Origin of the sequence: Subtercola frigoramans, from assembly GCF_016907385.1 — a bacterium.
Classification (GTDB): Bacteria; Actinomycetota; Actinomycetes; order Actinomycetales; family Microbacteriaceae; genus Subtercola; species Subtercola frigoramans.
This window is the reverse complement of record NZ_JAFBBU010000001.1, coordinates 1,889,759-1,914,865: the sequence shown is the minus strand read 5'-3', so window position 1 is coordinate 1,914,865 and position 25,107 is coordinate 1,889,759. Positions and strand designations below refer to the sequence as shown.

Below are 25,107 nucleotides of genomic sequence, written 5' to 3'. Positions count from 1 at the left end.
GGCGGTCGTCACAATCAGCTGGAAAGGCCGACGGCACGCTTCATCGCCGTGAAGACCTCATCTTCGCGATCAAGCGGCAGGAGAGGATCGCCGGTGACAAAGATGCGCACCTGGCCGAGCGCCTGGTGCACCAACATGGCGAGGCCAGACACGGTCACTCCCCCGGCGCCCTGCCACGCGATGCCCAGCGCGCTCGGCCACGGGTCGTACGCCACATCGAGCAGCACAGCACCCTGCGGCACCGCGAGAACGTCGTCAGGGGCCAGTTGCAGCGCTCCACCCGGCAGCGTGCTGATGGTGACGTCGGCGACCAGGTCGCTCGTCAGTGCGTCGCCGAGGTGCACGACAGACACGGCGACGCCCGCCCGTGCGGCGACATTCACGATCTCCTCTGTCTTGTGTGGTGACCTGGCCGCGACGGTCACCTGTTCGGCCCCGAGATTCGCAGCCGCGACCATGGCCGAGCGCGCCGTGGCACCGGCACCGAGGATGAGCACATGCGAGGTCTGGCGGATTGCCGCGTCGCCCAGGGCGCCGACGATCCCTGCGACATCGGTGTTGAATCCCTGCACCGTCAGTTTCGAATTCGAATGATCGAGAGTGACGGTGTTTGACGCACCGGTGAGCAGCGACTGCACGTCGACGGAGTCGACGAGGGCCAGGGCTTCCTCTTTGAGTGGCATGGTGAGCGAGAGCCCACGCCACGAGTCGTCAAGCCCGAGTACGAATTCACCGAGCTCTCCCGAGCTCACTTCGGCGCGCGTGTACTCCCAGTCGAGTCCGAGTTCACGGTAGGCCGCCGCATGCAGCAGCGGTGACTTCGAGTGTGCGATCGGCGAGCCGAGAACGGCGAAGCGTGAGGTCATGGGCAGGCGGTGGCGTTGCCGGCTTGATACAGATCCACTGCAGCGTTGTGCTGGCTGAGGTTGTCAGAGAAGCAGGTGAGGCCGGAATCGAGGTTGACCGTCACGAAGTAGAGCCATGTGCCGTCTGCCGGGTGCTGGGCCGCGTCGATCGCGGCATCACCCGGGTTCGAAATGGGTCCGACAGGCAGCCCCGTGAACACGTAGGTGTTGTACTTGTTCGACTCGTCGTTGCGCTCGGCGTCTGTCGTGTCGACGCGTTTCTGGCCCGTGCCATAGGCCACTGTGGCGTCGGACTGCAGAGGCATGCCGTCTGCGATGCGATTGAGGAACACGCGCGAGACCTTGTAGAAGTCGGCCGTGCTGCCGCCTTCCTTCTGGATGATCGACGCGAGGACCAGCGTCTTCTCCCTGTCGGCCGGGGCCACCCCGGCCGCGTCGAGCGACTGGAACGTGCGATCGACCATGGTCTTGATCAGGTCGTGCGCGCTCGTGCCCGGCTCGAAAGAATACGTCGCCGGAAAGAGGTACCCCTCGATGTTGGGCGCCGAGGCATCGATGCCGAACTGCGCGAAGTTGGCCGCTTCGGCCTGCAGGTCCGCCAGCGGCACACCGGTGGCCGTTGCAACCTGGGAGAGCGCTTCAGAGGCGATGGTCCCTTCGGTGATCACGACCTGTGCGGTGACGTGGTTCGCCGGATCCTCGAGAGCCGCGAGGGCTGCCTGCGAACTCATCTCCTTCGAGAGCGTGTACGTGCCCGGTTGAAAGACGACAGGGGGCTGTTTGAGCAGGAAGCTGTAGAACCCCGCCGACGACTTCACGATGCCCGCTGCAGCGAGGTTGTCGCCGATGACCGAACCGTCGTCGCCGCTGGCGATCACGAAGCTGACCTTCTCGCCAGTGCCGTTGCCTGTGTAGTCGTCAACCTCCTTCGCACCGAAGATCTTGTTGATCTGAGGTGCATAGGAGGTGTAGATCGAGGTGCCGACCGCGGCGAGCCCGCCGACGAGCACGACTGCCACGATGAGGGCAATGATGCCGCGCCTCGACTTCTTGCCGTTCGCTCGCTGGCGCCTCGGTCGCCGGGGACCCTTGGGCGGCTTTGACCTGCCTCCGGATGCGGGCTCACCCTGGTCTGCAAGGAACTCGTCGATCGCGGTGCCCGTGGCCCCGGTGTTCGCTGCGCGTGCGGTGTCGGCAGTTCCCGCGGTCCCGGTGGTCCCCGCGGTCCCGGTGGTACCGAGGGAGCCTGAAGCGCCGGGAAGTGGCGCACTCGCCTGGGCGGCCTGTTCGCGCGCCTCGCGCCTGCTACTGGGCTGTGCCGTACTCGGCACCTCACGGAAGAACTCGGCGAAGGGGTGGTTCTCGGGTGGCTGGGGGTCAGTCACTATACGTTCCTTGGTTCGGGTCGACGACTGATCCGGGTGGTCTGCCTGACGCTCGCTCGGTGTCCAAAGCGTGCTGCAAGAGTATAACCGCGGCTACTTGATCGATGACTGGGCGTGAGTTCTTTGTGTTCCGCCCTGTGCGGTGAAGGGCAGATTGGGCAGACACGGTCGTGAGACGTTCGTCGATCATCCGCACACCGATGGCGAGCTGTGCCTCGGTCGCTGCCGCAAGGCATCGTGCCGCGAACTCTTCGGCGTCTGCCGTCGATAGCGTCGACGTGCCAGAGAGCGACAAAGGCAGCCCCACGATGAACTCGAATGCCTCGAGTTCCCGTGCGATAGCGAGAATCCGAAGAACATCGGAGTCGCCGCTTGCGGCTCGCGGCACGGTCTCGACGGGCGTCGCCAGCATGCCGTGGAGGTCAGAGCGCGCCACTCCGACCCGGGCCTTGCCCACGTCGATGCCCAGTCTCACTCCCGCTCGCACGTCGTCGTCCGCAGTTCTCTGGGCGATCAGTTCGCGCGGCCAGCCGCGGTGCCCGCTGCAGCCACAGCCGAACGGATGCCCGCCAGAGCGTCGTCGATAGCTTCAACGTCGGTTCCGCCGCCCTGTGCCAGGTCGTCCTTGCCTCCGCCGCCTCCGCCGAGAATCGACGCCGCGACCCGGGCGAGTGCTCCAGCCTTCAATGAGGCCGTTCGAGCCTGCTCGTTCGTCGCGACGATCACCACCGGCTTGCCGCCGACGTCGGCCGCCAGGGCGACCACGCTCGACGCGCTGCCGAGACGCTCTCGCACGCTGGTGACCAGCGTGCGCAGGTCGTCGCTCGAGCGCAGCTGGCCGAGCGACGCGGTGACGGTCGTCACGGCCCCGACCTGGGTCGCAAGCTCAACGAGTTCCGGTACCCGCGATGAGAGTGCGCTGGCTTCGTAGGCGGCGATCTTCTTCTCGGCCGCCTTGAGGTTCGAGACCAGGTCCGCGATGCGGTTCGTGATCTCATCTTTCGGTGCTTTGAGCGAGGAGGTGAGCTGGGAGACGATGGCGCGCTCGGTCGCGAACTCGCGGAACGCATCTGCGCCCACCAGGGACTCGACGCGGCGGTTGGTCGAGCCGATCGACGATTCGCCGAGGAGGTTGATCAGGCCGATCTCCGAGGTGTGCACCACGTGGGTGCCGCCGCAGAGTTCGCGCGACCAGGGGCCACCGATTTCGACCATACGCACGACGTCGCCGTACTTCTCGCCGAACAGCGCCATTGCGCCGAGCTTCTTCGCATCATCCACAGCCATCTCACGTGTGATCACGTCGAAGTCTGCGCGCACGGCCGTGTTGGAGATCTCTTCGATCTCCGATTTGGTTGCTGCAGAGAGTGGCTGGCTCCAGGTGAAGTCGAGACGCAGGTACCCTGCCTTGTTGTACGAGCCGGACTGGTGTGCTGTCGGGCCGAGGATCTCACGGAGTGCAGCGTGCACGATGTGCGTGCCGGAGTGCGCCTGCGTGGCGCCCTTTCGCCATTCGGTGTCGACCACGCTGCGCGCGGTGTCACCCACGGCGACCTGGCCGCTGCTTACACGCGAGCGATGGCTGATGAGTCCCTTGACGGGCTTCTGCACGTCGAGTACTTCGAGTTCGAAGCCGTCGCCGACGATGGTGCCGGCGTCGGCCTCCTGGCCGCCGGACTCGGCGTACAGGCTGGTCTCCGCGAGGATGACCTCGACGAGTTCACCTGCGACCGCGGTGGTCACCGAGGTGCCGTCGATGATGAGTCCAAGTACACGCGAGTCGGTCTGCAACTCGGTGTAGCCGGTGAAGACGGTCTCGCCTGCCGCACGGAACTCGGCGAAGGCGCTCAGGTCATTCGCGCCGAGCTTCTTCGACTTGGCATCGGCCTTGGCGCGCTGCTTCTGTTCGGTCATCAGGCGTTCGAATGCAGTGCGGTCGACCGTGAGACCGGCCTCTTCGGCGATTTCGACGGTGAGGTCGATCGGGAAGCCGAAGGTGTCGTGAAGCTGGAAAGCCGTGTCACCCGCGAGGGCGGAGGCGCCTTCTGACCTGGTCTTCAGCACAGCGAGGTCGAGGATGGTGGTTCCGCCCGAGAGGGTGCGCAGGAACGCCTCTTCTTCTGCGTAGGCCGTGCGCGAGATGCGCTCGTAGTCGGCTTCGACCTCGGGGTATGCCGCCGACATCGCATCGCGCGAGGCCGGGAAGAGCTCGGGGAAGGTGGTGCGGTCGACGCCGAGAAGCCTCATGCTGCGCACAGTGCGGCGAAGGAGGCGGCGCAACACGTAGCCGCGCCCTTCGTTGGAGGGGGTGACCCCATCTGACATGAGCATGAGGGCGGAGCGCACATGGTCGGCCACGACCCGCATGCGAACGTCGTCGTCGTGCACGTCGCCGTAGCGACGGCCCGACAGTCCTGCGGCCAGGTCGAGAACGGGTCGCACCTGGTCAATCTCGTAGAGGTTCTCGACACCCTGCTTGATGAACGCAACGCGCTCAAGGCCCATGCCGGTGTCGATGTTCTTGCGCGGTAACTCGCCCAGCACATCGAAGTCGTACTTCGACGTCACGTTGCCGATGAGGTACTGCATGAACACGAGGTTCCAGATCTCGATGTACCGGTCTTCGTCTGCCGCGGGGCCGCCGTCTTTGCCGTACGCCGGGCCGCGGTCGTAGAAGATCTCCGAGCAGGGCCCGGCGGGGCCGGGCTGGCCGGTCGACCAGTAGTTCGAATCCTTGCCGAGTCGCTGGATCTTGTAGTCGGGCAGGCCTGCCGTCTTCTTCCAGAACGCGATGGCTTCGTCGTCGTCTTCGTAGACCGTGACCCAGAGGTCCTTCTCGTCGAAACCCAGGCCACCGTCGGCTTCGCTCGTCGTCAGGAGCTCCCAGGCGAATTCGATGGCGGTCTCTTTGAAGTAGTCGCCGAACGAGAAGTTGCCGTTCATCTGGAAGAACGTGCCGTGCCGGGTGGTCTTGCCGACCTCTTCGATGTCGAGGGTGCGGATGCACTTCTGCACACTCGTGGCACGCTTGAAGGGTGCGGGAACCAGCCCTGACATGTACGGGATGAACGGGACCATGCCTGCGACGGTGAAGAGCAGTGTCGGGTCTTCGCTGACCAGTGAGGCAGAAGGAACGACGGTGTGCCCGCGGTCAGCGAAGAACGTCAGCCAACGCTGGCGGATATCAGCGGTTTGCACTACTTGGTTGCTGCCTTCTTCACGGAGTCGCCGGCATCGCCGATGGCGGCGCGCAATTCGGCCTCACGCTCGCGGTAGCCGTCGACCAGGGCGTCGGTGAAGTCCCTGACCTTGGTCTCGAAATCGGCGAAGACCTTCTTGCCCTGGGCGGTCTGGTTGAACTGGTGTGCCGCAAAAACGCCGACAGCGACGCCGGCCGCGAACCACAGTACTTTTTTCACGCGCGAGCTCCTTTTTGGGGGTGTTCTGGAAAAGCCACGATCAGTTTAGTCCGTGGTCGAAAGTCCAACAGGCCGAGTCCAGGGCCAGCGTTCTGGCAGACAGGCTCAGTGCTCGGTCAGTAGTCCGACCGGCCCGCCTTCTTGCTCGCCCGCGGGGACACCGTCTTCGTGGTGCCCGCTGGCTTTGCGCCGGCGTGTTTCTTCGATGGAGTGTCGTCGCCGAACGAGCGAGCCCCTGCGAACGCCGCGCGAACCGCAGCGCTGAATCCAGCCAACTTGATCAGCGGTCCGCCGACGGAGGCCGCGAAGAGGGCGACGAGCGAGTTGACGTTGCCGGTGACCTCGGCCACGTTGGACGTGATCGTGTCGACCCTGGCCAGCTGTTTGTTCGCCTCCTGGATGGTGATCGTCGATTCTTCGAGAATCGGAGCGATGCCCTTGCTGGTGTCACGGATGGCTAACGTCGTCTCGTCGAACACCTTGCCCAGTTTGATCAATGGAAGAGCAATGATTCCGACCAGCACTGCAAACACACCAGCAGCGATGAGGCCTGCAATATCTCCACCCGACATTGGGTCCTACCTCCAGGTTTTCGTCGAACGAGCGTCGAGCCGCGCGTGATGCAACGGTTACACGCAAAAGGGCGGACCACCCGAAGGTGAGCCGCCCTAAGCGTAACTGCAAATTGTGTTGCAGCCGGTGGACTACTTAGCGAGCCGCGTAGTACTCGACGACGAGCTGGACTTCACAGGTCACGGGTACCTCGGCGCGCTTGGGGCGACGCTCGAGCCGTGCCTGCAGCTTGTCGATCTCGACAGACAGGTAGGCCGGAACCTTCGGCAGCACGTCGACGTGACCGCCGGCAGCAGCGACCTGGAACGGAGGAAGAACCTCTGAACGGGCGTGCACGTGGATCATCTGGCCGGGCTTGACGCGGAACGACGGGCGGTCAACGCGAGCGCCGTCGACGAGGATGTGACGGTGGACGATCAGCTGGCGAGCCTGGGCCGTGGTGCGGGCGAAACCGGCACGCAGCACGAGAGCGTCGAGACGCATCTCCAGCAGCTCGACCAGGTTCTCACCGGTCAGGCCACCCTGGCGACGGGCCTCCTGGAAGACGATCTTCAGCTGGGCTTCGCGGATACCGTACTGGGCGCGCAGACGCTGCTTCTCACGCAGACGCACCGCGTAGTCGGAGTCGGTCTTGCGCTTGGTGCGACCGTGCTCACCGGGAGCATAGGGGCGCTTCTCGAGGTACTTCGCTGCCTTCGGGGTCAGCGGAATGCCGAGGGCCCGGGAAAGGCGGGTCTTGCTGCGGGTACGTGACTTGGTAGACACAAACATCCTTCAAAATAGAGACACTGAAATAAGAATTGAGACTCGAGTCGCGCCAGACAGGCGGAACGAGCTTTATACGCGTTCGTCTGCCGGGGGCAGGCGAAGCAATATATTCAGAGGGATGGGTCAGGCGGTTCGGCTACAGAACTCGCTCTTCCTCGTCGGGGTCTCTCGCAGCCGCGCTAAAGACACCCAAAAGTAGGCCTCAAAAAGATTACCACACGCGCGGTTCAGTTGTTGATGATCCGCCGGATCTTCTCGAGCCGTGCCGAGACGTCTCTCTCGTTGCCATGTTCGGTGGGCAGGTAGTAGCCCGTGCCAATCAGTTCATCGGGAAGGTACCTCTGTCCCACGACCCCGATCTCTGCGTCATGGGGGTACAGGTACCCCTTGTCGTGCCCCAGCCGTTTTGCCCCCGGATAGTGCGCATCACGCAGGTGCTTCGGCACCCGGCCGATCCTCCCCGCCCTCACGTCGGCTATCGCCTTGTCGATGGCCAGATAGGAGGCGTTCGACTTCGGCGCCGTGGCCAGGTACACGACGGCCTCTGCCAGCGGGATACGGCCCTCCGGCATTCCGATGAACTGCACAGCGTCGGCTGCGGCGACCGCGATCACGAGGGCCTGCGGGTCCGCCATGCCGATGTCCTCTGAAGCGAGCACGATCATGCGGCGAGAGATGAACCGAGGGTCTTCGCCCGCTTCGATCATGCGCGCGAGGTAGTGGATCGACGCATCGACGTCAGAGCCGCGCACCGACTTGATGAAGGCGCTGATCACGTCGTAGTGCTCGTCGCCGTTGCGGTCGTACCGCAGCAGCGCCCGGTCAACCGCCTGCGCCACGGTGTCGGCGCTGATCTCGGGCACGGCCCCACCCGCATCAGAGACGTCTTCCTCCACACCAGTGTCGCCCTCACCGCCATCAGGGTCGTCTCCACCTCCGCCCGGCAGGTCTGCCGCAGGGGCGGCGGCAGGCCCGGACAATACTGACGCCGCAGCAGCCTCCAACGCAGTGAGGGCGCGTCGCGCATCACCCGAAGCGAGCCGGATGATCGTGGACCTCGCCTCGGCAGACAGTGTCACCCGGCCGGCGAGGCCCCGGGCATCCACCACCGCCCTGTCGACGAGCAGGCCCAGGTCATCGTCGTCGAGTTGTTCGAGAGTGAGAAGGAGCGAACGGGAGAGTAGCGGAGCGATCACGGAGAATGACGGGTTCTCGGTCGTGGCGGCAACCAGGATGACCCAGCCGTTCTCGACCCCGGGAAGCAGGGCGTCCTGCTGGGCTTTCGAGAACCGGTGGATCTCGTCGAGGAAGAGCACTGTTGACAGTCCATAGAGATCGCGGCTTCGAAACGCCTCCTCCATCACCTGGCGCACGTCGCGGACGCCGGCTGTGACGGCCGAGAGTTCGACGAACTTGCGGTTGGAGCTGTGGGCGATAGCTTGGGCCAGCGTGGTCTTGCCCGTGCCGGGTGGCCCCCAGAGGATGATCGAAACCGAGCCCTGCGCGCCACCCTTGTCATTCGCGAGATTCACCAGTGGCGAACCCGGGCGCAGGAGGTGCTTCTGGCCGGCGACCTCGCCGAGGCTGCGGGGCCTCATGCGCACGGCGAGAGGCACTGCTCCAGCGTGCAGCCCGCTTTGCGAATTGACCATTCTCATAGGGTAACCGGAGCCTGTGACAGCGAATTCGCCCGGGTTTTGAGAAACGAGCCGCGCGCATCGTAAAGTTCTGTGGGGTCTTCATGCTTTTCGGCTGAGGAACAGTGCAGGCAACAGCGCCGGTCAGACGGTCGTCAGTGGAGGATTCGTGGCACCCAGCAATTCAGAGCGCGAGTCGCGGGAATCGAAACAGCGGCTGCGCAATTACCAGGCACGCCAGACCGTTCACGCGGGACAGGTGAGTCGGCGCAAGCGCGACAACCTCGTCTCTGTGATCGTGGTGCTGGTGGTGGTGATCGTCGCCATCGTTGTGCAGGTCTTCTACTTCTCTGGCGGCCCTGGCACACCCGTACCGTCTCCCTCGGCATCGGCCGCACCGACGCCGTCACCGACCGCCACGCCCAACGCCGACTCGAACAGCGGTGACGTGCCGCCATCGACGCTCGCCGACGGTCGCAACTGGACCGGCACCCTCACCCTGAACGATGTGGCACTGAATTTCACACTCGACGGAATCGCAGCACCGCAGGCTGCCTCGTCGACGATCTCGCTCATCAAGTCGGGCTTCTACACCAATGTGACCTGCCACCGGTTGACAGTGACGGGTATCTTCGTGCTCCAGTGCGGCGACCCGACAGGCACCGGCAGCGGTGGCCCCGGCTACTACTACGGTCCCGTCGAGAACGCACCGGCAGACAACGTCTACCCCGCGGGCACGATCGCGATGGCCCGCCAGTCAGCACAGGGTTACAGCCAGGGCAGCCAGTTCTTCATCGTCTACCAGGACAGCACGATTCCTGCGGACACGGCCGGTGGCTACACCGTGATCGGCCAGGTCACGAGCGGAATGGACCAGTTGCAGACCTCCATCATCTCTGCCGGCGTGACCCAGGGAACGGAGACGCCCGCCGTACCCACCACGATCACCAGCGTCACCGTGCAGTAGGGTGATTTCTGTGATCAGTAGTGACCAGCACCCATGGGGACGCGTCGATGAAACCGGAACGGTCTACCTTCGTGCGGCCTCTGGCGAGCGCGTCGTCGGCCAATATCCAGACGGAACGCCCGAGGAAGCCCTGGCGTACTTCGAGCGCAAGTTCACCGATCTCGCGGGACAGGTGACGCTTCTCGAGCAGCGGGTGAAACGCGGTGCCTCTGCGGCAGACGTCAGCAAGGCCGTCGCATCGCTCTCGGGTGCCATCGAGACAGCGAACGCCATCGGCGACCTCGAGGCGCTGAAGAAGCGCGTCGATGCTCTTTCTGTTGTCGTCACCTCGCTCACCGAAAAGCAGCAGGGGGAGGCCAAGGCACAGATCGCCGAGGCAGTCGCCGAACGTACGGCCATCGTGGTTGACGTCGAGGCGCTGGCTGCTGCCGACCCGGCCAAGGCGCAGTGGAAGACCGTCACCGCGCAGCTAGACGAGCTCTTCTCCCGTTGGCAGAAGCACCAGCAGGAGGGGCCGAGGCTCCCTCGAACCGAGGCCGGTGAACTCTGGAAGCGATTCCGCGACGCCCGCACGACCATCGAGGGCCACCGCAAGGCGTTCTTCGCCGAACTCGACACCACTCATCGTGATGCCCGCTCCAAGAAACAGCAGCTTGTCGAACGTGCGGAGGCGCTCGCCTCGCAAGGCGCTGAGGGCGTCAACACGTACCGCGACCTGCTGGCCGAATGGAAGAATGCCGGCCGGGCCGGCAAGCGCGTCGATGACACCCTGTGGGAGAAGTTCAAGGCCGCCGGTGATCTCCTCTACGCCGCACGCAGCGAGACCATCGCCAAAGACGACGAAGAGTTCTCTGAGAACCTCACGAAGAAGCTCGCGCTTCTCGCTGACGCTGAGACGTTGCTGACGGAGAAAGACCGCACTGCTGCTCGCACCAAGCTGGCCGACATCCAGCGCCAATGGGATGAGATCGGCAAGGTCCCCCGAGAAAACGTGAAGTCGGTCGACGAACGACTGCGAAAGGTCGAGGCTGCCGTGCGCAAGCTCGACGAAGACTTCTGGCAGAAGAACAATCCCGAGAAGAAGGCCCGCGCCGAGGGTCTTGCTGGCCAGCTGACCGACGCGATCGCGAAGCTCCAGGTCGAGATCGATGCTGCACAGGATGCCGGCGACAAGCGCAAAGTCGCAGAACTCCAGGAAGCTCTGGATGCCCGCAAGATCTGGCTCGACGCCCTGGGATGACACAACCCAACCGCCCGGCCTGACGGCGCAAACCAGCTGGGCTGTCTTCCTCCCCTGCCCCCGGGAGGAGGCGGTGTTTCCACAGTTCGGTCGTCTGTGAAGAGCGGGCAACGGCCCAGGCGGGAACATAAGGGCATGCCCACTTCCCTCCCCCGCATCCTTGCTTCCGCCAGCCGTCTGAACCCCCACGACTTCGATATCGCCGAGCTCCACGCCATGCGGCTCGACGGTGAAACGATCGCGATCGACGACGCTTTCACCAGTGTCGATGAACCGCACACCCTCGCCTTGAGGCTGGGCGTGCTCAGCTCTCTGATGCCGGCGAGGGCGATCGTCGAATGCAACAGTGCGCTGTGGGTCTATGGCGCGCTCCCCCGGCCGCCGGCTGTGCACAGTTTCTGCATTCCCGTCGGAGGAAACTCACGTCCCGTTGCCCAACCGCGCCTCCGGGTGAGGGAGGTGGCGCTCCGTTCCGGCGACGTCGTCGAGGTCGACGGTGTCTCACTGACCTCCCCCGTGCGCACGGCGATCGACCTGGTGCGGCTCAACGCGGTGTTCGGTGCGAGCGAAGCTGAAACGCTGGCGCGCCTTTTTTCCGAGTGCAGCGTGACTGTCGAGAAGTGTGTCGAACGGCTGGACCGATCTCCCGGAATCCCTCACCGCATCCGCGCCCTCGCCCGGCTGAACAGAACTCTCGAGGGGTGGTGCGCCTAGCCGCCGCTGACCCGGTAGACGTCGTAGACGGCGTCGATGCGGCGGACGGCGTTCAACACGCGATCCAGATGCGTGGTGTCGCCCATCTCGAAGACGAAACGACTGATGGCCAGGCGATCCCGTGAGGTGCTGACGGTGGCAGACAGGATGTTCACGTGGTGTTCGGAAAGCACCCGGGTAACGTCGGAGAGCAGTCCAGAGCGGTCGAGCGCTTCGACCTGGATCTGCACGAGGAAGACGCTCTTCGACGAGGGCGCCCATTCGACCTCGATCATTCGCTCAGGCTCCTGCAGCAGCGACTTGACGTTGTGGCAGTCTGACTGGTGAACCGAGACCCCGGCTCCCCGCGTGACGAACCCGACGATCTCATCGCCCGGAACAGGCGTGCAGCATTTTGCGAGCTTCACGAGGATGTCGGGAGCACCCCGCACGAGCACTCCTGATTCGCTGTGGGACGACCGAGGTCGCCTCCCGACCACGACATCGATATCGCTGTCGTCGCTGTCGACCTCCGTCTGCAGCGACTGCAGCACCTTCTCGATCACCGATTGGGTGGAGACGTGCCCCTCACCGATCGCTGCGTAGAGCGCTTCGACGTTGTTGTAGCTGAGCTGCGAGGCGACTTCGGAGAAGGAGTCCTGGCTCATCAGTTTCTGAAGCGGAAGGTTCTGCTTGCGCATCGCGCGGGCGATGGAGTCCCGGCCCTGCTCGATGGCCTCGTCGCGGCGTTCTTTGGTGAACCACTGCCGGATCTTGTTACGGGCTCTCGGGCTCTGTACGAAACTGAGCCAGTCCTGGCTGGGCCCGGAGTCCGGGTTCTTCGAAGTGAAGACTTCGACGACGTCGCCCGTGGTCAGCGTGCTCTCCAGCGGCACGAGTCGCCCGTTGACCTTCGCACCCATCGTGCGGTGCCCGACCTCAGTGTGGACGGCGTACGCGAAGTCGACGGGCGTCGCACCAGCGGGCAGACCGATCACCCGGCCCTTGGGAGTGAAGACGTAGACCTCTTTGGCACCGATTTCGAATCGGAGGGAATCGAGGAACTCGCCGGGGTCGACGGTCTCGGCCTGCCAGTCCGAGATGCGCGCCAGCCAGGCCATGTCGGTGTCACCGCGGTCGTCGGTGGTGGTCTTACCTGAGTTGACGCGTTCCTTGTACTTCCAGTGGGCGGCGACACCGAACTCCGCGCGTTGGTGCATCTCGTTGGTGCGGATCTGAATCTCGACTGCTCGGCCGCCGGGCCCCACGACCGTGGTGTGCAGCGACTGGTAGAGATTGAACTTGGGCGTGGCGATGTAGTCCTTGAACCGGCCGGGCATCGGCGTCCACCGCGCGTGGATCGACCCGAGAACGGCATAACAGTCGCGGACCGAGTTGACGAGCACGCGGATGCCGACGAGATCGTAGATCTCGTCGAATTCTCGACCCCGAACAATCATCTTCTGGTAGATCGAGTAGTACTGCTTGGGCCGGCCTGCGACCTTGCCCCGGATCTTCGACGTCTTCAGGTCGTCGGTGACCATGTCGATGACCTGCTGCACATACTCTTCACGCTGGGGTGTGCGCTGACGAACGAGGTTCTCGATTTCGACGTAGAGCTTGGGCGAGAGAACGGCGAACGAGAGATCTTCGAGCTCCCACTTGATCGCCTGGATCCCCAGTCGGTGGGCCAGTGGCGCGTAGATCTCCAGCGTCTCCTGCGCCTTGCGTGTCGACGATTCCGGAGACACGAAACCCCAGGTGCGCGCGTTGTGTAACCTGTCGGCGAGCTTGATGATCAGCACCCTGATGTCTTTCGACATGGCGACGATCATCTTGCGAACGGTCTCTGCCTGTGCGCTCTCGCCGTACTTCACCTTGTCGAGCTTGGTCACGCCGTCGACGAGCATGGCCACTTCGTCGCCGAATTCGGCGCGCAGTGCGTCAAGCGAATAGTCGGTGTCTTCGACGGTGTCGTGCAGAAGCGCGGCGGCGATCGTCTTGACGCCGATACCGAGTTCCGCAAGGATCTGGGCCACGGCGACCGGGTGCGTGATGTACGGCTCGCCGCTGCGTCGTTTCTGCCCGTCATGGGCACGTTCGGCGACCGTGTAGGCGCGCTCGATGATACTGAGGTCGGCCTTCGGGTGATTCGCGCGAACCGTACGAATCAGAGTGTCGACGGCACCCGCGGGCTGCGCGCGGGAGAACAGCCGTGGTACCAGCCTCCGCAGCGACGCGTTGGTCGGCGCAGTGGTTTCGGTCATCAGGCTGCCTCCGCCACTATTATCCCACCCGCCCGAGGTCGCACTACGCCGAGATGCTTTCGCTTTCGGTCACAGGTTCGCGTTGCGCCCGGACTGCGAGAACCCGTGCGTTCAGCTTCTTGATCTTCGGTTCGCGCTCTCGCAACTGTGCATAGATCGGAGAGGCGATGAAGATCGTCGAATAGGTGCCGACGGCGATTCCGATCAGAAGCGCCAGGGAGATGTCGCGCAGAGTTCCTGCACCGAGCACGAATGCGCCGATGAAGAGAATCGAGGCGACGGGCAACATTGCCACCACAGAGGTGTTGATTGAACGCACCAGCGTCTGGTTGACGGCGAGGTTCACCGTTTCGCCGAAGGTCCTCGTGGGCTTGTCACCCATCTCGCGAGTGTTCTCCCGGATCTTGTCGAACACCACCACGGTGTCGTACAGGGAATAACCGAGAATCGTGAGGAATCCGATCACGGCAGCGGGAGTGATTTCAAAACCGGTGATACCATAGATTCCTGCGGTGATCACGAGGTCATGCACGAGGGCGATCATGGCCGATGCCGCCATCTTCCACGTTCGGAAGTAGATCGCCATGAAGAGCGCCGCAAGGGCGAGGAAGATCACGAGCCCCCGGATGGCCTGGCCGGTGATATCTGCACCCCACGTGGGCCCGATGAAGTTGATCGTCACATCGCTGGGTTGAACGTCGTATGCCTTGGCCAGTGCGTCGCGCACCTGGTTGCTCTCGGCGTCGCTGAGCTGGTCGGTCTGGATGCGCACACCCGTCTGGCCCAGAGTCGTCACGAGGGGCACTACGGCTGGGTCGACCGACTTCACTGCGTCGACGCCGAGCTGCTGATCCTTGTTGGAGACCTCCGAGATGGAGAACTGCGAGCCCCCCCGGAACTCGATTCCGAAGACAAACCCGCCTCGCAGGAATGGACCGACGACCGAGATCAGGATCATCACCGCCGCGATCGTGTACCACAGCTTCCATCGACCGATGATGTTGAAGGAGCGCTTGCCGCTGTAGAGGTCATTGCCGAGGTCGCTGAACTTCGCCATTAGCGCTTCTTTCCCTTGGACTGAGGCTTCTTGCGGACGGGTGGTACCGGCGGCGGCGACGGCGGCGAGGCTGTCGGCGGGGCTTCTGTTTCGGTGACTGCGGTAGCGGGCGTCAGAGGTTCAACAGACACTGGTGCGATTCGAGCTGGCTCGACGACATCGACACTCGGTGCAGCAGTCGTAGTCTGACCGGTGGGTGCATCGAGAACGAGCGTCGTTGTTCCCGCAGCCTTGCGCTCGGCGATGGTCTGGCGGCGGGCTGCCTCGCGGCTTGCCGACTCCTGCTTGCCCTTGGGGATGGCTGCAGACGGTGTCTTGAACTGGGCGCGACCCCGGTAGACGGCTCCCAGCTGTCGTGGATCCAGCCCGCTCGACTTGTGGCCGTCCCTGAAGTACGGGAGCTCAGCCAGCAGAGTCATGATCGGGTGCGTGAACATGATCACGACGACGAGGTCGATGATGGTCGTCATACCCAGAGTCAGGGCGAAGCCCTTCACGCTGCCGACGGCGAGGATGTAGAGCGTTGCCGCCGCGAGGAAGTTGATTGCGTCAGATGCCGTGATGGTGCGGATGGCCCGCTTCCAGCCCGCCTGAACGGAGGACTCGAGGCCGCGGCCGTCTCGCAGCTCGTCTCGTATTCGCTCGAAGTACACGATGAAGGAGTCTGCGGTGATACCGATGGCCACGATGAGGCCAGCGACACCTGCGAGCGAGAGCCGGAACCCGGCCCGCCACGACAGCAGGTCGACCACGAGGAACGTCAGTGTTGCGGCGACAGTAAGGGAGGCCACCGTGACCAGGCCGAGAACCCGGTACTGGGCGATGGAGTAGAGCACGACGAGTACGAGGCCGATGAGGCCGGCAATCAGGCCGCTGAGGAGTTGCTGGGAACCCAGGGTTGCCGAGATGACGTTCTGGCTCTGCACGGTGAAGCTGATCGGCAACGCGCCGAACTTCAGTTGGTCTGCCAGGGTCTTGGCCGACTCAGCCGTGAAGTTGCCTGAGATCTGCGGCTGGCCGTTGGTGATCACTGCGAGGGTTCGGGGTGCAGAGATGACCTTGCCGTCGAGCACGATGGCGAACTGGTTCTGGGCGCCGGTGAGACCGGAGAGCCGAGTGGTGACAGCTGCGAACTGTGCAGTGCCTTCGTCGTTGAAGAAGATGTTGACCACATACTGTCCGGTCGACGAACCTGAACTGGTCTGGGCCATGCCGCTGGTTGCGTTCGTGACGGTCTCGCCTGCCACTTCGACCGGGCCGAGAATGTACTTCGCCCCGTCGTCTCCACAGGTGACGAGGGGTTGGTCGACGGGTGCCTGGCCGGCATTCGTCACTGCGGTCGAACTGCAGTCGATGTTGAGGAATTGGTCTTCAAGAGCCGGCGTGATCCAGGCGAGGTCACTGGCGTTCGTCGGAGACGCGGTCGGCGTGCTGTCGAGCCCCGGTGTCGGCGTCGTCGTCGGCACCGTAGCCGCGCTGCTGACCAGCACGGGCCGGAAGTCGAGCTTGGCCGATGCCTCGATTCTCGCCTTGGTGGCGTCGTCTGGCACACCGGGGATCGAGACGACGATGTTCTGCCCACCCTGGGTGGAGATCTGGGCCTCGGAGACACCGCTCGCGTCGATTCGCTGCCGGATGATCGAGACGGCCTGCGTGATCTGCTGGTCGGTCGGCGCGGCAGCACCGTCGGCGATCTTCGGCGCCAGGATGAGCTCCGTACCACCCTCGAGGTCGAGGCCGAGCTTCGGAAGCCAGGAACCGCCGCCCCAGATCGCTCCGGCAGCATTGACGCCCGTGAGGGCGATGAAGATGACAAGAAGCCAGACCAGCGTGCGTCGGGCTTTCTTGACGGCGGTAGATTTTGCCACCTGCGAACTCAGCTTTCTATACCGGCCCCGACGCGGCAGCGCCTGCGCAGCGAATCACTCTCGCGTGAATGAGAGGATCGGCGGCGCAGGCGGACTGCTGCAGTGGAGTCGAGAGGGGATTTGAGACTACTCGGCCGACTTGGAGTCGGTGCGTGGCTTGCCGTTCTCGTCGACCGGCACACCGTTCAGAACGGTACCAGTCTCAGAGTGGGTGTCGGCCGCGTGAGCATCAGTAGTCGAGTTTACCTCAGTGATACGCTCGCCGTACGCCGGTTCGATGCTCTCGTCGATCTCATCGTCGGATTCTGCATCTGAAGCACCCTCGAGCGGAACAACACGCGTCACCGTCTGGCGGTGGACCTTGAGAACCGTTCCCGGTGTCGTCTCGAGGAGAACCTGGTTGTTCTCGACATCGATGTTCAGGATGGTGCCGTAGACGCCGAAGTTCGTCATGACGTAGGCGCCCTCGACGATCTTCTCGACCAACTCTTCTGTCTCACGCTTGCGCTTGCGGCTGTTGCGCACCATAAAGATGATGAGTACGGCCAGCACGGCCAGCATGATCAGGGTTAACGGGTCCATTACAGGTAAGAGCCTTCCAAAACTTTGGGGGGAGAGTGACGGCCCTAGTGTACTGATCGGGGCTGAACGCCAGCTTGAATTATAGTTCATCTCCGAAGAGCGGCTGACGGGCTGTCTCTCGTGCAGGCCTGACAGCCCTGGAGATCGTCTCGTCGGGTGCGGCGAGCCCGAAGTGCTCCCACCCGGCACGCGTGGCCATTCTGCCGCGCGGCGTGCGCACGATGAGCCCGATACGCACCAGAAACGGCTCGACGACCGATTCGATGGTCTCGGATTCTTCGCCAACGGAGACGGCCAGCGTGTTGAGGCCGACAGGCCCGCCGGCGAATCGGGTGAGCAGAATGTTCATCACCGCGCGGTCTAGCCTGTCCAGCCCCAACTCGTCGACGTCGTAGAGCTCGAGCGCTGAACGGACCACGTCGCGGGTCGCCGCTCCCCCGTGGACCAGCGCGTAGTCGCGCACACGACGCAGCAGGCGGTTCGCTATGCGGGGTGTTCCGCGCGAACGGCCGGCAATCTCGACCAGAGCGGACTCCTCTATCTGCAGTTCGAGCATCACAGCGGCGCGCCGCAGCACGTGCACGAGTTCGGCGGGGTCGTAGAACTCGAGGTGCGCCGTGAAACCGAACCGGTCCCGGAGCGGGTTCGGCAACAAGCCAGAGCGGGTCGTCGCGCCGACCAAGGTGAAGGGTGCCAAGTCGAGGGGAATGGATGTCGCCCCCGCCCCCTTGCCGACCATGATGTCGATCCTGAAATCCTCCATGGCGAGATACAGCAACTCTTCGGCTGAGCGGGCCATTCGGTGGATCTCGTCGACGAAGAGCACTTCACCGGGGACGAGCGAGGAAAGCACTGCTGCGAGGTCTCCGGCATGCTGGATCGCCGGACCGCTCGAGAGTCGAAGCGGGCGCCCGCTCTCATGAGCCACGATCATGGCGAGGGTGGTCTTGCCGAGCCCGGGCGGGCCGGCGAGCAGAATGTGGTCGGGGGTGCGGTTCTGGATGGTCGCAGCATCCAGCAGCAGTTGAAGCTGACCGCGAACCCGTTGTTGGCCGACGAACTCTGCCAGGCTCTTGGGCCGGAGGGCCCCCTCGAATGCGATCTCTGCCTCGGAGCCCATCATGTCGGGCTGCAGGAGTTCATCGGCGGCGTCTCTGTCGAACGGGCTCATCGGGGCCCCGCCGAACTCTGTCGTGGGCCGAGTTCTGTGAGCGAGCGCCGGAGGAGGACCTGCATGCTGTTCTTCTCGTCGTCACTCGAGTCGGCGAGCACGCGGTCGAGTGCTTCAGATGCGTTGCGTTCATTCCAGCCGAGGCCGACGAGGGCGACGAGAACATCGTCATGCACGGTCGACGCCGGCACGAAGGTGGGCCTGCCGGGCTGGCTGAGAGTGAACGCAGCGACCTTGCCGGTGAGCGACACCACGATGAGCTTCGCGGTCTTGGGCCCGATGCCCGTGACTTTGCGGAAGACGCTGTCGTCGTCGGCGCTGACGGCCCGGGCGATCTCGGTCGGAGTCAGGGCGGCGAGCACCCCCATCGCCGATTTAGGGCCAACGCCGGTGACGGCGACGAGGAGCGAGAAGATCTCGAGCGATTCAGAGTCGGCGAACCCGAAGAGCGAGAGTGAATCCTCCCGCACGATGAGGTTGGTGAGCACGCGCGCCTCGTCACCGAGCCTCAACGAGAGTGCGTGGGCGGGCGTGAGCTGCACCGAGAACCCGACGCCGCCCACCTCGATCACGGCACCCGTGCCGAACGTGCTGATGACGGTGCCGCGAAGACTGGAGATCACGAAACCACCCTACGCTGAGCTGCAGACTTTCGAACACCTGTTCGCCCGGCGCGCCGCAGGGTGGATGCCCGGAGAGCTGCAGGCTGGAGGCTCGGAGTGCCGCGAGCCGGGTGCCCGAGTGCTCGGTTCAGCGTCGCAGGCCGCGGCGTTCGGGGCTGGCTGCCTTCGCGGCCTGCTCTGCTGCCAGCCACGCGGCCTGGGCGCTGGTCGGCCGGCTGGTCGGGCGTTCGCGCGATGCCGCGCCGCCGTGAAGGTCGGTCATGGCAGTCGCGGCGAGGGCGCCCAGCGGGGAACGCCACGCGTGGCAGATCGCCAGCGCGAGCGCGTCCGCCGCGTCAGCTGGTTTCGGAATCTCTTCGAGGCGGAGGATCTTGGCGACCATGGTGCCGACCTGTTTCTTGTCGGCCTGACCGTAACCGGTCACCGCTGCCTTGACCTCCGTCGGGGTGTGCATTCCGATGGGCAGCAGTCGTTTGACCGCAGCGAGCATCGCGATGCCACTGACCTGGGCGGTACCCATGACCGTGCTGACATTCGTGTCGGCGAAGACGCGCTCGAGTGCAACGCGCTCGGGGCGGTACTCGTCGAGAAGGCGTTCGATCCCGTCACTGATGGTGAGAAGGCGATTCTCGTGCTTCTCTCCCGCGGGTGTGCGGATGACGGTCACGTGCACGAGCGTGGCGCGGCGGTTCTGCGACACGTCGACGATGCCCACGCCGCAGCGGGTGAGTCCCGGGTCGATCCCTAAAACGCGCACGGCGCAAACCTACCCCGGTCTCGCTCGCCGCACGCGCTGCCGCGCCCGGTGAGTCAGCTGCGCCGTGTTGAGGCCGGCGTACCGATCGCGACGCGGCGCGCGCGACTCACAACGTCGCGGTTTCGCTACCCACGGCTGCGCGCCGTGCCACTCGACCAGACTGCGTCGTCAGTCCTCTTCGAGCTCGGCCTGCACCTCGGGGCTCAGGTCGAAGTTGCTGTAGATGTTCTGCACGTCGTCGTTGTCTTCGAGGGCGTCGATCAGCCTGAACACCTTGCGGGCGGTCTCGGCGTCGATCTCGACCTTGAGACCCGGCACGAATTCAATGTCGGCAGAGTCGTAGTCGATTCCCGCCTCCTGGAGTGCCGTGCGGTTTGCAACGAGGTCAGAAGCTTCCGTGAGGATCTCGAACACGTCGCCGTGGTCGGTCACCTCTTCGGCACCAGAGTCCATGACGGCGATCATCACGTCGTCTTCGGTGAGGTTCGGCGTGTGCTCGACCTTGATGACGCCCTTGCGGTGGAAGTTGTACGCGACACTGCCCGGGTCGCCCATGGTTCCACCATTACGCGACACGATCGCCCGAACATCCGCCGCAGCACGGTTCTTGTTGTCCGTGAGGCACTCGATCAGCATGGCCACCCCGTGGGCTGCGTAGCCCTCGTAGATGATCGTCTGGTACTCAACCGCGTCGGCACCCACGCCGGCGCCACGCTTCACCGCGCGGTCGATCAGGTCCTTCGGAACGGAGGTCTTCTTCGCCTTCTGGATGGCGTCGACGAGCGTCGGGTTGCCCGAGAGGTCTGCGCCGCCCAGCTTCGCGGCGACTTCGATGTTCTTGATGAGCTTGGCGAACGACTTGGCACGGCGGGCGTCAGTGACGGCCTTCTGGTGCTTGGTTGTGGCCCACTTGGAATGTCCGGACATTGGTGATCTCCTTGAAAAATACTCCGCCCAGTCTAGAGCGTGTCGCGTGGAGGGAAACGGGAGGCGTGTGAAACCAGCCGGGCGAAACTGCCTGAGCGGAACTGCTTGGGCGAAACTAGCTGGCTGCGAAGTCGGTTGCGAGCACCCGGTCGTAGAAGCGGCGGTGGAACCGGTGGTCGTCGGTCATCTCGGGGTGGAACGAGGTTCCGAGCAGGTTGCCCTGTTCGACGGCGATCACCCGGCCGTCGGCCAATGCACCGAGAATGGATGCCCGCTCCCCCACGGTCTCGACCACCGGCGCCCTGATGAACACGGCGTGCACGGGTGGCTCGCCGAGCTCTGCGATGTCGATGTCGACCTCGAAGGACTCCTTCTGGCCGCCGAAGGCATTGCGCCGCACCGAGATGTCGAGCCCCCCCAGGCTCTGCTGGCCCGTGATTCCGTCGAGAACGGTGTCGGCGAGCATGATGAGGCCCGCACACGTGCCGTACACCGGGAGCCCCGCAGCAATGGCCGCCTTCAGCGGGTCGGCGAGGCCGAACATCCGGGAGAGCTTGTCGATGACGCTCGACTCGCCACCCGGGATGACCAGGCCGGAGACACGCTCGAGTTCTTCGGGCCGCCTGACGGTGATGACGTCGGCGCCGAACGAACGAAGAACCGCGGCGTGTTCGCGGAAGTCGCCCTGGAGGGCGAGGACTCCGACAGTCGGGCCAGCCGAGGCCGTACTACCAATCGGAGCGGAATTACCAGCCACGTTCGGAGAGGCGGTGGGGAGCGGCAAGGTCGGAGACGTTGATGCCGACCATGGCCTCACCGAGGCCACGTGAGGCTTCGGCGACGACCTGGGGATCGTCATAGAACGTCGTCGCCTTCACGATCGCGGCGGCGCGCTTGACGGGGTCGCCGGACTTGAAGACGCCGGACCCGACGAAGACACCGTCGGCACCGAGCTGCATCATCATGGCAGCGTCGGCAGGGGTCGCGACTCCGCCGGCGGTGAAGAGCACCACGGGGAGTTTGCCGGTCTCGGCGATCTCGGCGACGAGTTCGTAGGGCGCCTGGAGCTCTTTCGCGGCGACGTAGAGTTCGTCGGGTGCGAGTGAACTGAGAGCGCGGATCTCGCCGAGGATCTTGCGGATGTGCTTGGTGGCCTCTGAGACGTCACCGGTGCCGGCCTCGCCCTTCGACCGGATCATGGCAGCACCCTCGTTGATGCGTCGAAGCGCCTCGCCGAGGTTCGTGGCACCACAGACGAAGGGAATGGTGAAGTTCCACTTGTCGATGTGGTTCACGTAGTCGGCCGGGCTCAGCACCTCGGACTCGTCGATGTAGTCCACGTCGAGCGCCTGCAGCACCTGCGCCTCGACGAAGTGACCGATGCGGGCCTTCGCCATCACCGGAATCGAGACGGCGGCGCGGATCCCGTCGATGAGGTCAGGGTCACTCATCCGTGCGACACCGCCCTGCGACCGGATGTCGGCGGGCACACGCTCGAGCGCCATCACGGCCACAGCGCCCGCGTCTTCGGCGATGCGTGCCTGGTCGGCGTTCACGACGTCCATGATCACACCGCCTTTGAGCATTTCTGCAAGGCCGCGCTTGACGCGATTGGAGCCGACGGAGGAGGTGAGAGAGCTGTCAGTCATAATCGTCCATTCTACCGATTGGCCTGCACGAAGACGCGCACACGGGCGCCCTCGCGGGCTACAGCCATACCAGTTGATCGCGATTGGCTGCTTGAAGGTCGGGTTCAGCCCGCTGTGGGCCAGGCAGCGGCAATGGATGCCCGAACCTCCCCCAGGAGCTGCGGCAACGCCTTCGTCTTCGCGATGATCGGGAAGAAGTTCGCGTCATTGGCCCAGCGGGGCACGATGTGCTGGTGCAGGTGATCGGCGATTCCCGCCCCGGCTACCCGGCCCTGGTTCATGCCGATGTTGTACCCATCGTTGCGCGACACGGCAGCCAGGACGCGCATCGCGGTCTGGGTGAGCGAGGCGATCTCCGCCACTTCGGCATCGCTCGCCTGGTCGTACATCGAGACGTGCCGGTACGGGCAGACCAGCAGGTGCCCGCTGTTGTACGGGAACAGGTTCAGCAGAACGTAGGCGTGTTCACCCCGCGCGACGATGAGGGCCTCTTCGTCGCTGAGCGTGGGTGCGATGCAGAACGGGCACTCGTGTTTCTCGGGCTGCGTACCGTTCTGGATGTACACCATGCGGTGAGGCGTCCAGAGCCGTTGGAACTCGTCGGGTACGCCGGCCAGAACGCTGGAATCCGTGATTTCGACCCCAACGAATTCGTCGTCACCAGCGAATTCGCCGTCGCCAAACTGTGCTGTCATGTTCAGATCTGGCCCTGAGTCGTGACCTGGGTCTTGTTGGCGATCGACGCCACGATCTTGTCGACGGCGTCGGCGATGAGCACGTTGTTCTCTTGGGTGCCGTCGCGGAAACGGAAACTGACGGTGCCGCCTGCCCGGTCATCCTCTCCCACGATGAGAAGGAACGGTACCTTCTCCTTCGTGTGGGTGCGGATCTTCTTCTGCATTCGGTCGTCGCTGGCGTCGAGCTCTGCGCGAACGCCTTTCGCCTTCAGCTGGGCGATCACCTCACCGAGATACTCCTCGTACTGCTCGGCGACCGGGATGCCCATCACCTGCACGGGCGAGAGCCACACCGGGAACGCGCCGGCGTAGTGCTCGGTGAGAACGGCGAAGAACCGTTCGATCGAGCCGAACAGTGCGCGGTGGATCATGATCGGACGCTGGCGGGTGCCGTCTGAGGCGGTGTATTCGAGTTCGAAGCGCTCCGGTTGGTTGAAATCGAGCTGGATGGTCGACATCTGCCAGGTTCGGCCGATCGCGTCTCTCGCCTGCACTGAGATCTTCGGGCCGTAGAAGGCTGCTCCCCCGGGGTCGGGCACGAGCTGGAGTCCGGATTCCTCTGCGACTTCGCGCAAGGTCTCCGTCGCCGCGTCCCAGAGCTCGTCGGCTCCGATGAACTTCGGGTTCGTCGCGTCCCTGGTCGAGAGCTCGAGGTAGAAGTCGTCGAGCCCGTAGTCCTTCAGAAGATCGAGCACGAACTTCAGGGTGCTGGTGAGCTCGGGTTTGACCTGCTCCTGTGTGGTGTAGATGTGGGCATCGTCCTGAGTCATGCCCCGCACGCGGGTGAGGCCTTGCAGGGTTCCGCTCTTCTCGTAGCGGTAGACCGAGCCGAACTCGAACATGCGGAGCGGCAGTTCGCGGTAGCTCCGGCCGCGAGCCCGGAAGATCAGGTTGTGGTATGGGCAGTTCATGGGCTTCAGGTAGTAGTCCTGGCCCTGCCGGGTGATGTTGCCCTCCTCGTCGCGCTCCTCGTCGAGGTGCATGGGCGGGAACATTCCGTCGGCGTACCACTGGAGGTGACCACTGGTCATGAACAGGTTGGCCTTGGTGATGTGCGGGGTGTTCACGAAGTCATAGCCGGCAGCGATGTGGCGCTGACGCGAGTAGTTCTCAAGCTCCTGGCGGATGATGCCGCCCTTGGGGTGGAACACGGCAAGCCCGGAACCGATCTCCTCAGGAAAGGAGAAGAGGTCGAGTTCGGCGCCGATGCGGCGGTGGTCGCGCTTGGCGGCCTCCTCCTGCCGGGCCTGGTAGGCGCGGAGCTCGTCTTTGGTGGGCCACGCCGTGCCGTAGATACGCTGCAGTTGGGGGTTCTTCTCGGAGCCGCGCCAGTACGCCGCCGCCAGGCGGGTGAGCGCGAAACCGTTGCCGATCATCCGGGTGTTCGGCAGGTGCGGTCCCCGGCAGAGGTCGCTCCACACGGTCTCGCCCGTCTTCGGGTCGACGTTGTCGTAGATGGTGAGTTCGGTACCCCCGACCTCGACCGATTCGTCTTCGGCGGCAGAGCCGCCTTTGATGCCGATGAGTTCGAGCTTGTACGGTTCGTGCGCCAGTTCGAGACGCGCTTCTTCTTCGGTCACGACCCGGCGCATGAAGCGCTGACCCTGCCGGATGATGCGATCCATCGCCTTTTCGAGCGTCTTCAGATCGTCGGGGGTGAATGCGGTTGTCACATCGAAGTCGTAGTAGAAACCGTCGGTGATGGGCGGGCCAATGCCGAGCTTGGCTTCAGGATTGATCGACTGCACGGCCTGGGCCATCACGTGGGTCGCCGAGTGGCGGAGGATGTTCAGGCCATCTGGTGAGTCGAGGTGGATGGCCTCGACGTAGTCGCCGGCGGCCGCCGTCGCGGCCAGGTCGCGCAGCTCACCGTTGACCTTCATGGCGACGATCGTTCGATCACTGAACAGTTCGAATCCGG

The 25,107-nt window shown here is 64.2% G+C and carries 23 protein-coding genes; 3 read left to right on the top strand and 20 right to left on the bottom strand.

Annotated elements, in window-relative coordinates:
* Nucleotides 1-14: 14 nt before the first annotated feature.
* From JOE66_RS09005 to JOE66_RS08970, 8 genes are all read right to left on the bottom strand, one after another.
* Complete coding sequence (locus JOE66_RS09005) at nt 15-866, bottom strand: shikimate dehydrogenase (RefSeq protein ID WP_205108694.1); 852 nt, start codon at nt 864-866, stop codon at nt 15-17.
* Nucleotides 863-2,251 carry an endolytic transglycosylase MltG gene (mltG, locus tag JOE66_RS17645; RefSeq protein ID WP_307827126.1) on the bottom strand — a complete coding sequence of 463 codons (1,389 nt, stop codon included), beginning with the start codon at nt 2,249-2,251 and terminating at the stop codon, nt 863-865. Before mltG ends, JOE66_RS09005 begins: the two co-directional genes overlap by 4 nt.
* Nucleotides 2,244-2,738, bottom strand: coding sequence for a Holliday junction resolvase RuvX (ruvX, locus tag JOE66_RS08995; RefSeq protein WP_205108693.1), 495 nt, complete (start codon nt 2,736-2,738; stop codon nt 2,244-2,246). The genes mltG and ruvX overlap by 8 nt, the downstream gene beginning before the upstream one ends.
* A gap of 26 nt (nt 2,739-2,764) precedes the next feature.
* On the bottom strand, nt 2,765-5,449 hold the full coding sequence (gene alaS, locus JOE66_RS08990; RefSeq protein ID WP_205108691.1) for an alanine--tRNA ligase: 2,685 nt from the start codon (nt 5,447-5,449) through the stop codon (nt 2,765-2,767).
* Nucleotides 5,449-5,670, bottom strand: coding sequence for a hypothetical protein (locus tag JOE66_RS08985; protein ID WP_205108689.1), 222 nt, complete (start codon nt 5,668-5,670; stop codon nt 5,449-5,451). Before JOE66_RS08985 ends, alaS begins: the two co-directional genes overlap by 1 nt.
* Before the next feature lie 116 nt (nt 5,671-5,786).
* Nucleotides 5,787-6,242 (bottom strand): DUF948 domain-containing protein, encoded by a 456-nt coding sequence (locus JOE66_RS08980; RefSeq protein ID WP_205108687.1) that lies wholly within the window; start codon nt 6,240-6,242, stop codon nt 5,787-5,789.
* Between the two features lie 136 nt (nt 6,243-6,378).
* Nucleotides 6,379-7,014, bottom strand: coding sequence for a 30S ribosomal protein S4 (gene rpsD / locus JOE66_RS08975; protein ID WP_205108685.1), 636 nt, complete (start codon nt 7,012-7,014; stop codon nt 6,379-6,381).
* Between the two features lie 224 nt (nt 7,015-7,238).
* On the bottom strand, nt 7,239-8,663 hold the full coding sequence (locus tag JOE66_RS08970) for a replication-associated recombination protein A (RefSeq protein ID WP_205108683.1): 1,425 nt from the start codon (nt 8,661-8,663) through the stop codon (nt 7,239-7,241).
* Between the two features lie 154 nt (nt 8,664-8,817).
* On the opposite strand from JOE66_RS08970, the gene JOE66_RS08965 reads away from it, so the two are divergent.
* From JOE66_RS08965 to JOE66_RS08955, 3 genes are all read left to right on the top strand, one after another.
* On the top strand, nt 8,818-9,615 hold the full coding sequence (locus JOE66_RS08965; RefSeq protein ID WP_205108680.1) for a peptidylprolyl isomerase: 798 nt from the start codon (nt 8,818-8,820) through the stop codon (nt 9,613-9,615).
* A gap of 10 nt (nt 9,616-9,625) precedes the next feature.
* A complete protein-coding gene (locus tag JOE66_RS08960; protein ID WP_205108679.1) occupies nt 9,626-10,855 on the top strand; it encodes a DUF349 domain-containing protein in 1,230 nt (409 codons plus the stop codon).
* A 135-nt stretch (nt 10,856-10,990) separates the two neighbouring features.
* Entirely contained in the window at nt 10,991-11,569 is a 579-nt protein-coding gene (locus JOE66_RS08955) for a type IV toxin-antitoxin system AbiEi family antitoxin (RefSeq protein WP_205108677.1), read from the top strand.
* Here JOE66_RS08955 and JOE66_RS08950 read toward each other — a convergent pair.
* The 12 genes from JOE66_RS08950 to thrS all read right to left on the bottom strand — a co-directional run bounded on the left by JOE66_RS08950 (nt 11,566) and on the right by thrS (nt 25,069).
* Nucleotides 11,566-13,815 (bottom strand): RelA/SpoT family protein, encoded by a 2,250-nt coding sequence (locus JOE66_RS08950; RefSeq protein WP_205108675.1) that lies wholly within the window; start codon nt 13,813-13,815, stop codon nt 11,566-11,568. The genes JOE66_RS08955 and JOE66_RS08950 overlap by 4 nt on opposite strands.
* 43 nt (nt 13,816-13,858) lie before the next feature.
* Entirely contained in the window at nt 13,859-14,872 is a 1,014-nt protein-coding gene (secF, locus tag JOE66_RS08945; RefSeq protein WP_205108673.1) for a protein translocase subunit SecF, read from the bottom strand.
* Nucleotides 14,872-16,740: a protein translocase subunit SecD gene (gene secD / locus JOE66_RS08940; protein WP_205108671.1), complete on the bottom strand. Its 1,869-nt coding sequence runs from the start codon at nt 16,738-16,740 to the stop codon at nt 14,872-14,874. Before secD ends, secF begins: the two co-directional genes overlap by 1 nt.
* Nucleotides 16,741-16,866: 126 nt before the next feature.
* Entirely contained in the window at nt 16,867-17,322 is a 456-nt protein-coding gene (yajC, locus tag JOE66_RS08935; protein WP_205108668.1) for a preprotein translocase subunit YajC, read from the bottom strand.
* 79 nt (nt 17,323-17,401) lie between these two features.
* Complete coding sequence (ruvB, locus tag JOE66_RS08930) at nt 17,402-18,493, bottom strand: Holliday junction branch migration DNA helicase RuvB (protein WP_205108666.1); 1,092 nt, start codon at nt 18,491-18,493, stop codon at nt 17,402-17,404.
* Nucleotides 18,490-19,116, bottom strand: coding sequence for a Holliday junction branch migration protein RuvA (gene ruvA, locus JOE66_RS08925; protein WP_205108664.1), 627 nt, complete (start codon nt 19,114-19,116; stop codon nt 18,490-18,492). The genes ruvB and ruvA overlap by 4 nt, the downstream gene beginning before the upstream one ends.
* A gap of 127 nt (nt 19,117-19,243) precedes the next feature.
* Complete coding sequence (gene ruvC, locus JOE66_RS08920) at nt 19,244-19,873, bottom strand: crossover junction endodeoxyribonuclease RuvC (RefSeq protein ID WP_205108662.1); 630 nt, start codon at nt 19,871-19,873, stop codon at nt 19,244-19,246.
* Nucleotides 19,874-20,041: 168 nt separating this feature from the next.
* Nucleotides 20,042-20,800 carry a YebC/PmpR family DNA-binding transcriptional regulator gene (locus tag JOE66_RS08915; RefSeq protein ID WP_205108660.1) on the bottom strand — a complete coding sequence of 253 codons (759 nt, stop codon included), beginning with the start codon at nt 20,798-20,800 and terminating at the stop codon, nt 20,042-20,044.
* Nucleotides 20,801-20,915: 115 nt separating this feature from the next.
* Nucleotides 20,916-21,557, bottom strand: a complete 642-nt coding sequence (gene pdxT, locus JOE66_RS08910; RefSeq protein WP_307827125.1) for a pyridoxal 5'-phosphate synthase glutaminase subunit PdxT — start codon at nt 21,555-21,557, stop codon at nt 20,916-20,918.
* The gene (gene pdxS, locus JOE66_RS08905) at nt 21,547-22,449 is read right to left on the bottom strand and encodes a pyridoxal 5'-phosphate synthase lyase subunit PdxS (protein ID WP_205108657.1); all 903 of its coding nucleotides are present in this window, start codon (nt 22,447-22,449) and stop codon (nt 21,547-21,549) included. Before pdxS ends, pdxT begins: the two co-directional genes overlap by 11 nt.
* 104 nt (nt 22,450-22,553) lie before the next feature.
* Nucleotides 22,554-23,144: an HIT family protein gene (locus tag JOE66_RS08900; RefSeq protein WP_205108655.1), complete on the bottom strand. Its 591-nt coding sequence runs from the start codon at nt 23,142-23,144 to the stop codon at nt 22,554-22,556.
* Between the two features lie 2 nt (nt 23,145-23,146).
* A complete protein-coding gene (gene thrS, locus JOE66_RS08895; RefSeq protein WP_239518647.1) occupies nt 23,147-25,069 on the bottom strand; it encodes a threonine--tRNA ligase in 1,923 nt (640 codons plus the stop codon).
* Between the last annotated feature and the right edge of the window lie 38 nt (nt 25,070-25,107).

Coding starts and splice junctions, on each gene's coding strand:
- JOE66_RS09005 (WP_205108694.1), bottom strand. CDS start 866: ATGACCTCACGCTTCGCCGTTCTCGGCTCGCCGATCGCACACTCGAAG.
- JOE66_RS08980 (WP_205108687.1), bottom strand. CDS start 6,242: ATGTCGGGTGGAGATATTGCAGGCCTCATCGCTGCTGGTGTGTTTGCA.
- rpsD (WP_205108685.1), bottom strand. CDS start 7,014: ATGTTTGTGTCTACCAAGTCACGTACCCGCAGCAAGACCCGCCTTTCC.
- JOE66_RS08970 (WP_205108683.1), bottom strand. CDS start 8,663: ATGGTCAATTCGCAAAGCGGGCTGCACGCTGGAGCAGTGCCTCTCGCC.
- JOE66_RS08955 (WP_205108677.1), top strand. CDS start 10,991: ATGCCCACTTCCCTCCCCCGCATCCTTGCTTCCGCCAGCCGTCTGAAC.
- JOE66_RS08950 (WP_205108675.1), bottom strand. CDS start 13,815: ATGACCGAAACCACTGCGCCGACCAACGCGTCGCTGCGGAGGCTGGTA.
- secF (WP_205108673.1), bottom strand. CDS start 14,872: ATGGCGAAGTTCAGCGACCTCGGCAATGACCTCTACAGCGGCAAGCGC.
- yajC (WP_205108668.1), bottom strand. CDS start 17,322: ATGGACCCGTTAACCCTGATCATGCTGGCCGTGCTGGCCGTACTCATC.
- ruvB (WP_205108666.1), bottom strand. CDS start 18,493: ATGAGCCCGTTCGACAGAGACGCCGCCGATGAACTCCTGCAGCCCGAC.
- JOE66_RS08915 (WP_205108660.1), bottom strand. CDS start 20,800: ATGTCCGGACATTCCAAGTGGGCCACAACCAAGCACCAGAAGGCCGTC.
- pdxS (WP_205108657.1), bottom strand. CDS start 22,449: ATGACTGACAGCTCTCTCACCTCCTCCGTCGGCTCCAATCGCGTCAAG.
- JOE66_RS08900 (WP_205108655.1), bottom strand. CDS start 23,144: ATGACAGCACAGTTTGGCGACGGCGAATTCGCTGGTGACGACGAATTC.
- thrS (WP_239518647.1), bottom strand. CDS start 25,069: ATGAAGGTCAACGGTGAGCTGCGCGACCTGGCCGCGACGGCGGCCGCC.